Source organism: Pandoraea vervacti (assembly GCF_000934605.2).
Taxonomy (GTDB): domain Bacteria; phylum Pseudomonadota; class Gammaproteobacteria; order Burkholderiales; family Burkholderiaceae; genus Pandoraea; species Pandoraea vervacti.
In genome coordinates, this window is sequence record NZ_CP010897.2 from 1,105,284 (window position 1) to 1,117,495 (window position 12,212).

The following is a 12,212-nucleotide window of genomic DNA, read 5'->3' on the forward strand; positions in this document are numbered from 1 at the left end:
GCGTGCATGAGCCAACTCCCGATTCTCTCGTTACGCGGCGTCGGCAAGTCCTATGGCGACTTACGTGTGCTGCAAGGCATCGATCTCGATATCGCGCGCGGCGAGATCGTCACCCTGATCGGTCCCTCCGGTTCAGGCAAAACGACGCTGCTGCGATGCATGAACTTTCTCGAGGCTTACGACGAAGGAGAAGTGTGGATCAAGGGCCAGCTATTGGGTTATCACTCGGCCGGGCGCAGCGAGCGTGATCGTGACAGCGACACCGCTATCGCCGAAGTCCGGCGGCCTGTCGCCATGGTGTTCCAGCAGTTCAATCTCTGGCCGCACATGACGGTGGCGCAGAACGTTGCGGCCCCCCTGGTGCTGTCGAAGAAAATCGGCAAGCGCGACGCGCATGCGAAAGCAATGGAGGCATTGCGTCGCGTGGGCATGGATCACAAGGCCGACGTGTACCCGTCGCGGCTAAGCGGGGGCCAGCAACAACGGGTGGGCATCGCGCGGGCGCTGGCGATCGAGCCGGAGGTGATGTTGCTCGACGAGCCGACGTCCGCGCTCGACCCGGAACTGGTCGAAGAGGTGCTCAACGTCATTCGCAGTCTCGCCCAGGAGGGCATGACGATGGTGATGGTCACGCACGAAATGAGCTTCGCCGCCAAAATTTCCGACCGTATCGTGTTCATGGAGGCGGGGCGCGTCGTAGAGTCCGGCCCGCCCGCCCAGTTGTTCGGCCAGTCGCGCTCGCCTCGTCTGCAACAGTTCCTCAAGCCATGGTTCGAGCGCAGCTTGCCCGGCAGCGAAGCGTTGCCGACGGGCGATGCGTCAGTGGCGGCGCCCGCCATGCGGCTGGCGGAGGTTCGACCGTGAGAGGTTCTCACCATCGCGAAAGCGCGAATGCTCTCGATGTCGGCCTCGATATTGCGCACGACGTCACCTGCGAGATTGCCGCGCGGGTCGCTGCGCATATCGATCCGGCGCGTTTGCTCGACAGCATCGAGACATTGGCGTCGTTCGGTGCGCGTGCCGACGGTGGCGTCGATCGTCCGGCATTGAGCCCGGTGGATCTCGAAGCACGCACCTGGCTCGTCGCACGCGCGAAAGCGCTGGGGTGCGAGGTGTATGTCGACGCATGCGCCAACTTGTCCTTTCGCCGTCCCGGGTTACACGATGTACCGCCGGTGGTTACGGGCAGTCACGCCGACACACAGCCGACGGGCGGCAAGCTCGACGGCTGCTACGGCGTGCTCGCCGGGCTGGAAGTCCTGGCAACGCTCGCCGCGCTCGACATCCGCACGCACTATCCGGTGGAGGTGGTCGTGTGGACCAACGAGGAGGGCACGCGCTTTCAGCCGGGCGCCATGGGATCGAGCGCCTACGTCGAACCCGACCGGCTGACGCAGTACTTATCTGCCAGCGACACGGCGGGCGTGCCGCTGGCACACGCCATTGACACCCATGCCCGCGCCTTGCCGGGGCTTGCGACGCGCGCGCTGGGCGCGCCGATGCGCGCTTTCGTCGAACTGCATATCGAGCAGGGGCCATTGCTGGAAATGGCGGGCGCGCCGCTGGGCATCGTCGATGGAATTCAGGGCGTGCGCTGGTACGACGTCACTTGCGAAGGGCAGGCCGCGCATGCGGGCACTACGCCGATGGCCGCAAGGCGAGATGCCATGACACTCGCCTGCGCCGTGCGGGCCGAACTGGAGCATCTGGCGTTCTCGCTCGGCGGCGAGCACACCCGTGTCACGTTCGGCCGCTGGTCGGTCACACCGAATGCGATCAATACCATTGCCTCGGAAGTCACGTTCTCCGTCGATTTTCGTCATCCCGATCCGACGGTGCTCATGCGTTTCGACGAAGGGCTCGCGCAGTGCGTCGCGCGCAACGGCGTATCGATGCGCTCGCTGTTCCAGCACGCGCCGGTCGCCTTTCATGCGGATGTCATCAAGCACGTCGAACAGGCGTGCCTGTCAGTCGCTGGCGACACGCCACACCTGACGTCGGGCGCCTTTCACGACGCCATGTATCTCGCCCGGCATTGCCCGACGGCAATGTTGTTCGTTCCCAGTCGCGGTGGTATCAGCCACAACCCGGCCGAGGCGACGGACGACGCACATCTCGTGCTGGGCGCCCGTGCGCTCGCACACTGCCTCACGACACTCAGTCATCCCTTCTGAACAGGAGTTACCCAACCATGTCGCACAGCCACCCGCTCGATCACACGCACTCGCACTCGCCCGACAATGGCAATGCGCTGGGTGAGAACGCCACGCTCACGGAACCGATCTCCCCTGACGGTACGCCCGAGTTGGGGAAGACCTACACCGTTCCCGCCCGCAGCGGCCGTGCGGTTCGCGTCAGCGCAGGTCAGACGATCCGCATCGCGAATCCCCACGGCACGCAGGTCTGCGACACGTGGATCTTCAACGCCGCGCACCTCAACGAGTTTCTGTCGTTCGAGCACACGCGCGCCTATCTCGACAAGGTGATTCCGCATGCAGGCGATGCGCTCGTGACAAACCAGCGCCGGCCGATAGCGGAACTCGTTGCGGACACGTCGCCAGGGGTGCACGACACGCTCATCGCCGCGTGTGACCTGTATCGCTACCGCAATCTCGGTGTGGAGGGGTATCACGACAACTGCGCCGACAACATGCGTCTCGCGCTCAAGGCCATTGGCCTGCGCGCACGCGAAGTGCCGCAGCCGTTCAATCTTTGGATGAACATTCCCGTCAAGCCGGATTACTCGATCGACTGGCTGCCGCCTGTATCGAAGGCGGGCGACTATGTGGACATTCGTGCGGTAATGGACTGCGTGGTGGTGATGTCGGCTTGCCCGCAAGATATTATTCCGATCAACGCCCTGAACCCGGTGGAAGTCGAGTTCACGGTGCTGGCCTGATTTCCCGCCGATCTTCGACCCTTCATCCCTATTCGATAAATCACGGTGGCTAAACGTCAATCCGCCTCACCCCCTGCTGCCGGCCGCAAGACGGCCGGCGCGCCGGGCGCCGACGATTCGCTGGGGCTGCGCATCAAGCATGCGCGTCTCGTGCGGCAACTCACGCTCAAGGCACTGGCCGAACTCGCCGGATGCTCCGAGAGCTTGCTCTCGAAGGTGGAGCGCGCCAATGCAACCCCGTCGCTGGCAACGTTGCACCGCATTGCCGGTGCGCTCGACACGAACATTGGCGAGCTGGTCTCCGGCCCCGATCTCACATCGTCGCCGGTGCATCGCAGCGATCAGCGCCCGGTGGTCCGCTTTCCGACCAAACGCAATCGCGGATCGATCATGCTCGAGCGCGTGGTGGTGCCGGGCCCGGGGCAATTGCTGCAAGGGGATATCCACGTCATCGAGCCCAATACGAGCAGCGACGAGCAGATATCTCACATCGGCGAGGAGTTGGGATACGTGATCGAGGGCACGCTCGAACTGATGCTCGGCGACGCATGTCACGTGTTGAGCGCCGGGGATTCGTTCCACTTCCCGAGTACCTTGCCGCACAGCTATCGCAATCCGGGCAAGACCGTGACCCGCGTGCTCTGGATCAACACGCCGCCGACCTTTTAGGAGTGCATTCATCGTGTCAGGCACCGATGTATCGCAGATGCAACTGCCGCGCTTTGCCGGCATTCCCACGTTCATGCGCGTGCCATTCGTCCAGGATTGGCGCACGCTCGACATCGCGCTGGCCGGCGTGCCCTACGACGGCGGGGTGACGGCGCGCCCGGGGGCACGCTTCGGTCCGCGCGAAATTCGCAACATGTCGACGATGACGCGGCCCATTCATCATGTGACTCGCTTCAACCCGTTCGACGTGTGCCGGATCGGCGATGTGGGCGACGTACCGTTCTCGAACCTTTACGACGTCGAATTGGCCCACGCCGACATCCGGCAATTCTTCGCGCCGTTGTTTGCTGCCGGCAAGCTGCCGCTGATTGCCGGAGGCGACCACTCGATTACTTACCCGGTGTTGCAGGCGATGCGCCCGACGAAGCCTGTGGGGCTCGTACACATCGACGCCCACACCGACACGTGGGATACGTTCAAGGGATCGAAATTCACGCACGGCGCGCCCTTCAGGCGAGCCATCGAGGCCGGGCTGATCGATCCGCATCGCTCGATCCAGATCGGTATTCGCGGTGCGCAGGGCTCCGACGAGGGCTGGCGCTATTCACAGGCGCAGGGCATGCGCGTGGTGTTCATCGAAGCGTTCGAGACGATGGGGCCGGCCGCCGTGGCCGCATTCGCCAGAGAAGTCGTTGGCGACGGGCCGGTATACCTCTCGCTGGACGTCGATGCGCTCGACCCCGTTTACGCGCCCGGCACCGGCACGCCGGAGATTGGCGGGCTCACCACGCGCGAGCTGCTGGCGCTGCTGCGCGGGCTCGATGGCATCGCGTGGGCGGGCGGAGACGTAGTGGAGGTATCGCCGCCTTACGACGTCGGGGGCAATACCGCGCTCGCAGGCGCCACGCTGATGTACGAAATGCTGTGCCTGTTCGCCAGCCATCTTTCGCGAACACGACACGCATAGCCGGCGCATTGCCGCTTATCTGACGATCCGACGACGAACCCGGCGCGCGCGATCCCGCGACGCTCGCTCGGGGGCAACACGCCTTCGCGCCCGGGTTCGGCGCGCACGCACGTCGTCGGAAGCGGTAGCCGCCCGACCTTATCGCAAAGTCAGTCGGCGCGGCGCTGTCAGGATGCGAGCTTCTTTCCCCGATGGAGGCCAGCCATGCATCCTGTGAGCACGACGACGCTCGGTGCCGTACCGACGACGCCCTTCACCCCACCTACGCCGCAGCCGCGGCACGCGCGTATGCACGAGTGCTTTCGCGCGGACATCGCGACGGTCAGACTTCGGCACGGCGGCAGTCGCCCGATCGCAACGGCGGTCATCGGGGAGCCGGTACGCCAGACAGCGCCCCATCGGCGCTTGCCGATTCTGGCGGCACGACGTTTGTTCGCCTCCGACGCGCCCGCGCCCGCAGCGGACTTCGCCTTCTTCCGCGAGCCGCTGAAGCAGACCCCCGCGCTGATCGGTCAATGGCGCGCGGCGGCGAAGGCGGGGAGCGGGTCCGAGGCGTGGGCGCAATTCATCGCCGACATCAGCGAACGGTTTTTCAAGGGCAGCCGCAAGCAACGTGTGATGGATGCCCTGGTGCTGAGCCTCGATATCCTGCCGCCGCGTGACCGGGCGGACGCGTTGGCCTGCGTGCTGGCCGACGGCGTCGAGGGCAACGCCGCAGTGGAAGAGTTCTGGGCATTCGTCGGCATGGAGCGTATTCCCGACGCAGACAAGGCGCGCGTGGCCGAGCTGATTCACCGGTACGGCATCGGCACGTGACCCCAAGCGGCGACGCTCAATCCAGATCGCCCTGGCAGACGTACTTGATCGACAGGTAATCGTCTAGGCCGTACTTCGAACCTTCCCGTCCATAGCCGGAGGCTTTCACGCCGCCGAACGGCGCCGCCTCGCTCGAGACGGCGCCTTCGTTCATCCCGATTACGCCCGCTTCGAGACGACGCGCCACGCGCTGCGCGCGTCGCATGTCCTGCGTGTAGAAGTAGGCCGCCAACCCGAACGGCGTGTCGTTCGCGCGCCGGATGACGTCGTCCTCCGTCTCGAAGCGAAACAGCGGCACGACCGGCCCGAACGTTTCCTCCTGACTCACGAGCATGCTGTCGGTCACCTCGGTGAGCACCGTCGGCGCGAAGTAATGCGCACCGAGCGACGGCAGCGGCGCACCGCCGGTCAGCGCGCGCGCACCCTGCGACATCGCATCGACGACATGACGTTCGATCTTCTCCACCGCGCGGCGGTTGATCATCGGCCCGATCTGCGCGTTCGCGTCGCTGGCCGGGGCGACGTGCAATGCCGCCACCCGCCGGGCAAGCAACTCGGCAAAGGCGTCGTACACTCCTGCCTGCACGTACACGCGATTCGGGCAGACGCAAGTCTGTCCGCCGTTACGGAACTTCGACGCCATCAATCCCGTCGCGGCAGACGCCAGATCCGCGTCGTCGAACACGATGAACGGGGCATTGCCGCCAAGTTCCAGCGAGAGTTTCTTGAGCGTGCCCGCCGATTCGCGGGCGAGATGCATGCCGACGGCCGTCGATCCGGTGAACGTCACTTTGCGCACGCGCGCGTCGGCGAGCCAGTCGGCAACGGCATCGATGCCTCGAGTGCGCGAGGCCGTAATCACGTTGAGCACGCCCGGCGGCACGCCGGCCTCGACAGCAAGGGCCGCCAGCGCGAGCGCGGTGAGCGGCGTGTCCTCGGCGGGTTTGGCGACCACGGTGCACCCGACGGCCAACGCCGGCGCGATCTTGCGCGCGATCATCGCAAGCGGGAAGTTCCACGGCGTGATGGCTGCGACCACGCCGACGGGCTCCTTGACTGCCGTCATGCGCTTGCCGGGGTGTTGCTGCGGAATGATGTCGCCGTACACGCGCGTCGCCTCGCTCGCGAACCAGTCCACATACGAGGCGCCATACGCCACTTCGCCACGCCCTTCGGCAAGTGGCTTGCCCTGTTCCAGCGAGATGAGCTTGCCGAGATCATCCGCGTTCGCGAGGATGAGCGCATGCCAGCGCCTGAGCACTTCGGCACGCTCGCGCGGCAGCCTGTCGCGCCATGCGGGGAGCGCACGGCTGGCCGCGTCGGTCGCGGCACGCGCGTCGACGGCAGCGCTGTCAGGCACCTCGGCGAGCACGGCGTCGTTAGCCGGGTTGTGCACGCGATAGCGGCCCGCGTCGTGGGCATCGGTCCATTCGCCGTTGATCAGGTTCTGATGGCGTATCAGGTCGGGGCGTGACAGGCAAAGCGACATACGGCGATCTCCGGTGCAGGGGGCCAGGTGAATGAGGGATGAGGGACAAGGGATGGAGGGGGGCCGAGATCAACCGCGAAGCGCCGCGCGCACGTCGGCCGCGTCGAGGACGTCATCGAGCGTCGCACGCACCCGGGCAAACAGTTCCGCGAATTCTTCCGCGCTGAAACACAAGGCCGGTGCAAACCCGAGAATGTTGTCGCCGAACGCGCGAAAGATCACACCATTGCGATACGCTGCTGCGCCGATACGCTCATGGAGTTTGAGCGACGGATCGAAGCGCTGACGTGTCGTTTTGTCGGCCACGAGTTCGAGCGCGCCGAGCAAACCGCGATGGCGCGAGTCGCCGACCAACGGGTGATCGAGCAGCGCGTCGAGCCCGTCGGCAAACGTCTTGGCGTGCGCCTGCGCGTTGGCCAGCAAACCGCCCTCGTCATACAGCTTCAGGCAGGCGAGTCCGATCGCAGCGCTCACCGGATGCGCCGAATACGTCTGTCCGTGCCCGACCGGCGCACCCTTCGCTGCGTCGGCAATCGCCTGGTAAATGGCGTCGGACATCAGCACGGCGCCCATGGGCGCGTAGCCCGCGGTCAACCCCTTGGCGAGGGTCATCAGGTCGGGGGCGACGTCTTCCGCCTCGCAGGCGAACATCGGTCCGGTACGCCCGAAGCCGGTGATGACCTCGTCGGCAACGAACAGAATGTCGAGCCGCTTGCAGGCCTCGCGCATGGCGCGCAGCCAGCCCTTGGGCGGAACGATCACGCCGCCGGAACCTTGCACCGGTTCGCAGAAGAACGCCGCGACGTGCGCTGCGCCCAGCTCGCCGACCTTCGCTTCGAGCGCGGCGACCGAGGCGGCGATGATCGCCTGTGGATCGTCGGGCGTAGCGCTGCGGTACGGGTAGGGCGACGGGATGTGATGTTGCGTCGGCAGCGGCAGATCGAAGTTGCGATGAAAGGCGGGCAGTGCGGTGAGTCCGGCGCCGGTGGAGGAGGAGCCGTGATACCCGCGCTCAAGCGCGATGAAATGCTTCTTCTCAGGTTTGCCGATGGCGTTGAAGTAGTGCGTGATGAACCGCACGGCGGCGTCGACCGCGTCCGAGCCGCCCAGCGTGAAGTAGACGTGCTGCAACGAGGGAGGCGTCAATTCGACCAGTTTTTGCGCAAGCAGGATCGCCGGCGCCGACGCAAAGCCGAAATAGCCTGTCGCATACGGCAGGCGGTTCAACTGTTCCGTCGCCGCTTTGACGATCGACGGCTGTCCGTATCCGGTGTTGACGCACCACAGCCCGGCGAAGCCGTCGAGCAGCGCGTTGCCATTGGCGTCGTGCAGCCACGCGCCGTTGCCGCTGGTGAGCACCGTGGCGCCCTGTGCCTCGTGCGCGCGGTAGTCGGCAACCGGGTGGATCAGGTATTGGCGATCGGCTTCGATCAGCGATTCGTCGGACATGTGCGGCACCTCGTCGGAGCGATTGGGAAATGGCGTCGTGGCCCGCCGCGCATGGTGGGTTGCATGTCGCGCGCGGGCCATCGTGTCAGCCCTTTCATTTAAGACGTGTCGAAATTCGGGGTCATCCTACGAACCGACGGAGACGGCATGCGCCGTGTGCTGTGTCTCGTGGGGACGCACGCCGGCGGCGCCGCTCACGCGCGGCGAGTTTTAGCGCAGGACTTGCCCGGCCACGTCGTCCACCGCGGCGCGGGCAATACTCACCATCTCGTCGACGTCGGCGCGCGTGGCGACGAGCGGCGGGGCGAAGCCGAGAATGTCGCCGTGCGGCATGGCGCGCGCGATCATGCCGCGCGAGAGCGCGGCGGCCGACACGCGCGGACCGACCTTCATGGCGGCGTCGAACGGCACACGCGCCGCGCCGTCGGCCATGAACTCGATGGCCGCGAGCATGCCGACACTGCGCACCTCGCCCACGAGCGGATGCGCGTCGAACGCTGCGTGCAGCTTCTCGCCGAAGTACTGGCCAACGTCCGCCGCGTTTCGGGTCAGATGCTCGCGCTCCAGAATGTCGAGATTGGCAAGTGCCGCTGCCGCGCAGATCGGATGTCCGGAGTACGTCCAGCCGTGCCCCATCGGACCATATTCGCGCGAACCGCGCTCGATCACGTCCCACACGCGCTCGCTCACGATGACGCCGGACAGCGGCGCATAGGCGCTCGTCAGTCCCTTGGCGATGGTGATGAGGTCCGGCGTCATGCCGTAATGCTGGGAGCCCATCGGCGAGCCGAGACGGCCGAAACCACACACGACTTCGTCCGCGATGAGCAGGATGTCGTGACGCCGCAGCACGGCCTGGATCGCGTCCCAGTAGCCAGCGGGCGGGGCGATGATGCCGCCGGTGCCCATGACCGGTTCCCCGATGAAGGCGGCGATCGTGTCTGCGCCTTCGCGGGCAATGAGCATCTCCAGGGCCTCCACGCAATGCGCGACGAAGGCCTGCTCGGTCATGCCGGGGGGCGCCTTCCGGTACCAGTGCGGGCAAAGCGTGTGATGCACGCGCTCGAGCGGCAGGTCGAAGTGCTGATGGAAGCTTGGCAACCCGGTCAGGCTGCCCGTGACGATACCGGAGCCGTGATAACCGCGCTCGCGCGAGATGATCTTCTTCTTTTGCGGACGTCCGAGCACGTTGTTGTAGTACCAGACGATCTTGATCTGGGTTTCGTTGGCATCGGAGCCGGACAGCCCGTAGTAGACCTTTTTCATGCCCGCTGGCGACCAGTCGATGATTCGCCGGGACAACTCGATGATGGCATCGGTCGAGTGGCCGACATACGTGTGGTAGTAGGCAAGCGAGGACGCCTGCTTGTGGATGGCGTCGGCCACTTCCGTGCGACCGTAGCCGATATTCACGCAGTACAGGCCTGCGAAAGCGTCGAGATAACGGCGGCCTTCGTGATCTTCGATGCGCATGCCCTGCGCGGTACGGATGATCTTGCCCGGCAGCGCGCCGCTCGCGTGGTCGGCGGCGTGTGTGGACGGGTGCATGAAGTGCGCGCGGTCCTGCGCGAACTGCTGGTCGGTCGAAGCGGTCATGAATGTCTCCTTAATGGCGATGAAGGGAAGGCGAAGCGCTATGGCGATGTGGCGATAAAGCGTTGAGCGATCGGGACACCCAACGCGCGGACAGTCATGCCCGATGCACGGGAATGCCGAGATTGCCCAGGCAGAAGTATTTGGTTTCGGTAAACGGTTCGAACCCGTCGCTGCCGCCTTCGCGACCCAGGCCCGAGGCCTTCATGCCGCCGAACGGGATCGGCGCGCCGGTGAACTTCACGCCGTTCACGCTCACCATCGCGAAGTCCAGGCGTCGCACGAGGGAAAAGATCTCGTCGACCCGGCGGGCGCAGACATAAGCCGCGAGGCCGTACTCTGTGTCATTGGCCCGCGCGACGACCTCGTCGAGCGAGTCGAACGCGCACACGGCGGACACCGGACCGAAGTTCTCTTCGTCGTAGACGCGCATGCCGGGCGCAGCGTCGGCCACGACAGTCGGGCAGTAGAACCAGCCGCCCAGCGCATGCGGCTCGCCGCCCACGGTAATCTGGGCGCCCTTTCGGCAAGCGTCGTCCACACGAGCGAGCGTGGCGTCGAACGCCGCCTGATGCATGAGAGGGCCGACATCGACGTTGTCGGCGAACGCCGGTCCCACGCGCAATTGTGCGACTGCCTGCGTGTAGCGATCGACGAACGCGCCGTAGCGAGCGCGTGCGACGAAGATCCGGTTGGCTGCACAGCAGTCCTGTCCGGAGCTCTGGAACTTCGCGGCCACGGCGATGCGCACGGCGTCGTCGAGATCCACATCGTCGAGCACGATGAAGGGCGCGTTGCCGCCGAGTTCTAGCGCCAGCTTCTTGATGCCGCTCGCGGCGGCGGCCTGCGCCACCAATTGCCCCACGCGCGTCGACCCCGTGAAGCTCACGGCACGCACGCGAGGGTCGCCGACGAGCGTGCGCATCGCCATGTCCGGCTCGCCCAGCACCACGTTGAAGAGCCCCGGCGGCAGTCCGGCTTCGTCGGCCAGCTGGGCGAGCGCCAGCGCGCTGAATGGTGTTTCGTGTGCAGGCTTTACCACGACGGCGCAACCGGCGGCCAATGCGGCAGCGGCTTTGCGCGTGATCATCGCGCAAGGGAAATTCCACGGCGTGATGAGTGCGGCGACGCCGACCGGCTCGCGCACGGTCCCCAACTGCGCGCCATCGATGTGAGACGTGATCGTGCGCCCGTCGAGACGGCGCGCCTCGTGGGCGTACCACTCGACGAACGACGCGCCGTAGGCGATCTCGCCGCGCGCTTCATGCAGTGGCTTTCCCTGCTCGCGAGCGAGCAGCGTCGCGAGATCGTCGGCGTGCTGCCGGATCAGGACGTGCCAGCGCAGCAAGGCTGCACAGCGCTGTTCGGCAGAGGTCCAGCGCCATGTCGAAAAGGCACGCTCGGCGGCATCGACCGCCGTGCGAATCTGCTCGCGCGTGAGCATCGGGACGTGGCCGAGCGTCGATTGATCGGACGGGTCGACGACGGCCATAGAGGCGGCGTCGTCGCTATGCGTCCAGCGTCCGTCGATGTAGCAAAGCGATTTGAACAGCACCGGGTGGTCGAGCAACATCGGCAATCTCCTGACATGGCGGTCGTTCGTCATGCAGAGATTGTGGGGGGCGGCGGCCCGGTGTTTTTTCTGTTCGGCGAGGGCGGATTTGCGCTTTCTTTCGAATGACGAGTGCGCGACGGGAAAGATTGCGTCAGTCGTGGCCAGCCGTAGTTTGGCGTGTCTTGTTATGGTCCGCGGCGATCAGTCGGCATCGACCCAGTCGGGCGCCGCGTCCCGCTGATCTTTGACGACCTTGGTGACGATGTACGTGAAGTAGCGCTCGATGCCGAAGTCGGCCATCAACAGGTCGTCGATGAAACGCTGGTAATGATCGATGTCGCGCGCGAGCACATGCACGATGTAGTCGACGCCACCGCCCGTGGCATGGCATTGCACGACCTCCGGGGCTTCACGCAGGCGGCTCTCGAAGCGCTGCATGTCATGCGCGGTATGACGCGCCAGCGTGATCTCGACCACGATGCGACTGACCTGAACCACGCCGCTCCAGTCGATGTCGGCACGATAGCCACGAATGACGCCCGCCGCCTCGAGACGCTGCACGCGCTCCCACGTGGGGGAGACGGTCAAGTGAATCAGCTCGGCCAGACGCGATTTGGTAATGCGACCTTCGCGGGCCAGCACGCGAAGGATGGCGAGGTCGAAACGGTCGAGTTTCACCATGGCGGAATGCTTCAGAAAGGGGCGATGCAGCGGGGACGCGCCCCGGGAAAGCGCGGTTCAGGTTGCCGCCGGTCAGCAAGGCGACGGGACCCTC

General features: G+C 65.6%; 11 protein-coding genes. 6 read left to right on the forward strand and 5 right to left on the reverse strand.

Going from position 1 to position 12,212, the window contains the following annotated elements; translation table 11 throughout:
- Window positions 1–6: 6 nt before the first annotated feature.
- From UC34_RS05010 to UC34_RS25320, 6 genes are all read left to right on the forward strand, one after another.
- Complete coding sequence (locus UC34_RS05010; protein ID WP_044454396.1) at window positions 7–864, forward strand: amino acid ABC transporter ATP-binding protein; 858 nt, start codon at window positions 7–9, stop codon at window positions 862–864.
- Window positions 865–914: 50 nt separating this feature from the next.
- Window positions 915–2,174: a M20 family metallo-hydrolase gene (locus UC34_RS05015; RefSeq protein ID WP_044457763.1), complete on the forward strand. Its 1,260-nt coding sequence runs from the start codon at window positions 915–917 to the stop codon at window positions 2,172–2,174.
- 17 nt (window positions 2,175–2,191) lie between these two features.
- Window positions 2,192–2,899 carry a DUF1989 domain-containing protein gene (locus UC34_RS05020; protein WP_044454397.1) on the forward strand — a complete coding sequence of 236 codons (708 nt, stop codon included), beginning with the start codon at window positions 2,192–2,194 and terminating at the stop codon, window positions 2,897–2,899.
- 45 nt (window positions 2,900–2,944) lie between these two features.
- Window positions 2,945–3,568, forward strand: coding sequence for a cupin domain-containing protein (locus UC34_RS05025; RefSeq protein ID WP_084070368.1), 624 nt, complete (start codon window positions 2,945–2,947; stop codon window positions 3,566–3,568).
- 13 nt (window positions 3,569–3,581) lie between these two features.
- Window positions 3,582–4,535 (forward strand): agmatinase, encoded by a 954-nt coding sequence (gene speB / locus UC34_RS05030; protein ID WP_084070370.1) that lies wholly within the window; start codon window positions 3,582–3,584, stop codon window positions 4,533–4,535.
- A gap of 429 nt (window positions 4,536–4,964) precedes the next feature.
- A complete protein-coding gene (locus UC34_RS25320) occupies window positions 4,965–5,351 on the forward strand; it encodes a hypothetical protein (protein WP_157123032.1) in 387 nt (128 codons plus the stop codon).
- A 16-nt stretch (window positions 5,352–5,367) separates the two neighbouring features.
- On the opposite strand, the gene UC34_RS05040 is transcribed toward UC34_RS25320, so the two are convergent.
- From UC34_RS05040 to UC34_RS05060, 5 genes are all read right to left on the reverse strand, one after another.
- Window positions 5,368–6,840: an NAD-dependent succinate-semialdehyde dehydrogenase gene (locus UC34_RS05040; RefSeq protein ID WP_044454403.1), complete on the reverse strand. Its 1,473-nt coding sequence runs from the start codon at window positions 6,838–6,840 to the stop codon at window positions 5,368–5,370.
- Window positions 6,841–6,909: 69 nt separating this feature from the next.
- Window positions 6,910–8,289 (reverse strand): aspartate aminotransferase family protein, encoded by a 1,380-nt coding sequence (locus UC34_RS05045; RefSeq protein WP_044457765.1) that lies wholly within the window; start codon window positions 8,287–8,289, stop codon window positions 6,910–6,912.
- Between the two features lie 210 nt (window positions 8,290–8,499).
- A complete protein-coding gene (locus UC34_RS05050) occupies window positions 8,500–9,885 on the reverse strand; it encodes an aspartate aminotransferase family protein (protein WP_044454405.1) in 1,386 nt (461 codons plus the stop codon).
- A 94-nt stretch (window positions 9,886–9,979) separates the two neighbouring features.
- Window positions 9,980–11,455 (reverse strand): NAD-dependent succinate-semialdehyde dehydrogenase, encoded by a 1,476-nt coding sequence (locus tag UC34_RS05055; protein WP_044454407.1) that lies wholly within the window; start codon window positions 11,453–11,455, stop codon window positions 9,980–9,982.
- 183 nt (window positions 11,456–11,638) lie between these two features.
- Window positions 11,639–12,118 carry an Lrp/AsnC family transcriptional regulator gene (locus UC34_RS05060; protein ID WP_044454408.1) on the reverse strand — a complete coding sequence of 160 codons (480 nt, stop codon included), beginning with the start codon at window positions 12,116–12,118 and terminating at the stop codon, window positions 11,639–11,641.
- Window positions 12,119–12,212 lie beyond the last annotated feature (94 nt).

Excerpts from the sequence above, each read along its gene's own strand:
- UC34_RS05010 (WP_044454396.1), top strand. The coding sequence starts at position 7 with ATGAGCCAACTCCCGATTCTCTCGTTACGCGGCGTCGGCAAGTCCTAT.
- UC34_RS05020 (WP_044454397.1), top strand. The coding sequence starts at position 2,192 with ATGTCGCACAGCCACCCGCTCGATCACACGCACTCGCACTCGCCCGAC.
- UC34_RS05040 (WP_044454403.1), bottom strand. The coding sequence starts at position 6,840 with ATGTCGCTTTGCCTGTCACGCCCCGACCTGATACGCCATCAGAACCTG.
- UC34_RS05045 (WP_044457765.1), bottom strand. The coding sequence starts at position 8,289 with ATGTCCGACGAATCGCTGATCGAAGCCGATCGCCAATACCTGATCCAC.
- UC34_RS05050 (WP_044454405.1), bottom strand. The coding sequence starts at position 9,885 with ATGACCGCTTCGACCGACCAGCAGTTCGCGCAGGACCGCGCGCACTTC.
- UC34_RS05055 (WP_044454407.1), bottom strand. The coding sequence starts at position 11,455 with ATGTTGCTCGACCACCCGGTGCTGTTCAAATCGCTTTGCTACATCGAC.
- UC34_RS05060 (WP_044454408.1), bottom strand. The coding sequence starts at position 12,118 with ATGGTGAAACTCGACCGTTTCGACCTCGCCATCCTTCGCGTGCTGGCC.